Annotated in this window: 2 protein-coding genes; both read right to left on the bottom strand. The window is 44.4% G+C overall.

Going from position 1 to position 2,655, the window contains the following annotated elements:
* Window positions 1–2,204: RHS repeat domain-containing protein (locus A596_RS04960; protein ID WP_039913054.1), on the bottom strand; the 2,204-nt coding region annotated here is incomplete at its 3' end.
* Between the two features lie 19 nt (window positions 2,205–2,223).
* Window positions 2,224–2,655, bottom strand: a 432-nt coding sequence (locus tag A596_RS23080) for a hypothetical protein (RefSeq protein ID WP_200882869.1), incomplete at its 5' end; no start/stop codon positions are given.

Here is a 2,655-nt window from a genome sequence, read left to right as displayed (position 1 = left end):
GGATCATAATCCCGAAAGTAGTTGTAATAAAGGTTAGTTTCCGGATCAACATATTGTCCGGGGAAACGGCTGAATAGCTCTATGTTGTTGGTTGCATTCACCGTTAATTTACCAAAGGGTTCGTAATGGCCCATCCATACCACTTGCTGACTTTGGTTCGTAATAACTTGCGGAGTGTTAAGGTGATCGTTGTGAATGTAATACAGCGCACCATTGTTCACAAATGCGATTTGTTGATTGCCCCAGTAAATATATTCGCGCAGGGTAACGTAATTTCCGTCACTGACTGAAAGCAGGTTGCCATTTAAATCGTAGTGATAAATTTCCTTATTACCATTGGCGAATGTTTTTACGGATCGCTGGCCCAGCGGATTGTATAAATACGTTGCAGCCAAAGTACCATTGACATTAACACTTGCTAATCGATTGGCTTTGTTGAACGTAAAGTTTTGGGTGCTGTTATCGTCCGCAGTACGTTGCACAGGATTGCCGGCCGCATCATACGTAAAATGACGATTACCACTACTGCGTGTGATTTGTTGGAGGCGGTTATTGTTGTTGTCATAAGTGTAGGTATCAGTAGCGCCATTACGGGTTTCAGAGAGACGATTACCTACTGCATCGTAACTGTAACCGAGATTGCCATAGCCGCCGCTTGCGGTAATCAGGCGATTAAGTGCATCGTAACTGTAAGTTTGGTTATTGGTACTGCCCAATGCGTTGGTGATGGTCAGGATATTATTGGCCGGGTCATATCCATAACTGCGATTTAGCACACCACCCACCTGAATTGAACCAAGACGATAATCCTGGTCGTAGGTGTAGGTATGACTCAAACCATTGCCATACACATAACTATTCGCTGGCCCGAACGGTAAATAACTCACTGCATCCACTAACGTTTGTATGGCTGCGCTACCCAGTTTTGTTGTGATTTTATTGATGCGCCCCTGGGTGTCATAGTAATAGTTAACCGTACGCCCGGAAGGGTAAGTAATCTGTGTTGCTTGACCAGCCGTGTTATAGCTGTACTTAACATATTTGGTAACGCCACTGATACTGGTAGCGAGCTGATTAATATTTCCCAGATAGTCGTAATAAAAGTTGAGTGCAACGTTATTGCTCACTTTGGTAAGCCGGCCAACACCCTTATTGGTAGATGACGTTGCATCATAGTAAAAGGATATATTTTCAGTGGAGACGGGATATTTAATGGTTTTAACACGATTGAGCGCATCGTAGGCATAGTTGGTTACAACACCGCGCGCATCCGTTTGGCTCAGGCGATTGCCTGCAGCATCGTAGGTGAATGTCGTTGTACCCGTGTCCGGGCTGACCAGTGATGTGAGATTACCTAAACCGTCATAGTTATAGGTGGTAACGTTTCCGCGCGCATCAATAACGGTTTTAATTTGATCCCGGGCATCATACGTAAATTGGGTTTCACCCCAATCAGGATCAATAATTTTTTTAACCCGATCAAGTGCGTCATATTGCTGTTGGGTTTGGTTGTTACGTCCGTCAGTGGTTGCCGTGCGATTATTATTGACATCGTAATTATGTTTTTCTTGCTGGCTATTATTACCCAGCACATTCATCACACGGCTCAATTCATCAAATACACTGCTCACTGAATAAGTGATAGTGCCGGATGAATTTTTAATAACTTGCCCGGTGCGATTGCCTGCAGTATCCAGCGTGTATTCGATCCGTTCATTCACGCTATTTTTAATGGCGACCAGGCGGCGTGCATCATCGTATTCGTATTGAAGGCTTACTCCATTGGGCAGTGTCGTGCTGATCAATTGGCCAATAGCATCGTAACCATAGGTAGTGACTGCATCCAGGGTATTATTGGTTGGATGCTTTATCCGTGAGCTTAACAACCAGCCGCGATCATGGTAAGTAAACTCGGTAGTCACTCCATTTGGATCTGTCATTGATAACACATTGCCACTGGCATCGTAACTATTAAACGTAGTCGTTTGGCCCAGGGCATTCGTGGTAGTCGCCACATACCCCTGTGAGTTATAAGTGTGTGTGGTTACATCAATTACATCCGTACGAGGGCCGTCTTCGGTTAACACCTGCCCTGCGTCATTGTAGGTATAGCTTGTCGTTTGCTGCGCCTGCACAATCAGTGATGCAACAATAAAAAATACACTGAATAACAATTTATTTAACAATTTATTTAACAATTTCATTGGGATTCCCTTCATTCAATTAATTGCTGATGGCTTGTGTGGATTGGTTTAACAAACGGCCATTCGTGTCGTAACTGAATGCAATTTGTTTACCTGGCTCAGTGATTTTGGTTTTGACATAAAGCGTGGGATGCCACTCAGTAGTAATGGTGCGAGCCTCGGGTGTACCAAAAGCCTCTGTGCGGGATATTTCCTGGCCGAGAGAATTGTATTGGTAAGTAGTTTTAATCCCTTTCCAATCGGTTTTACTTTCAATCCATCCTTCAGGGGTATAGGTATAGTTCTGGTTGGCACCCGCACAATTTGCGGTAGGTTGGCCCTCTACTTTTACTACACGGCGCGCGCCGGCAATATCATCAAAGCGATAGATAGTTTGTTTGCCCAATGGATTGGTAACCGTTGTGCTGCCATCTGCATTAAAGGCCAATTGCGTTTTATCAACTCCGCCTGC

The organism is Cellvibrio mixtus subsp. mixtus J3-8, assembly GCF_000766945.1.
Classification (GTDB): domain Bacteria; phylum Pseudomonadota; class Gammaproteobacteria; order Pseudomonadales; family Cellvibrionaceae; genus Cellvibrio; species Cellvibrio mixtus_A.
The sequence above is the reverse complement of the archived record's forward strand: the minus strand, read 5'-3'. Positions and strand labels throughout refer to the sequence as shown.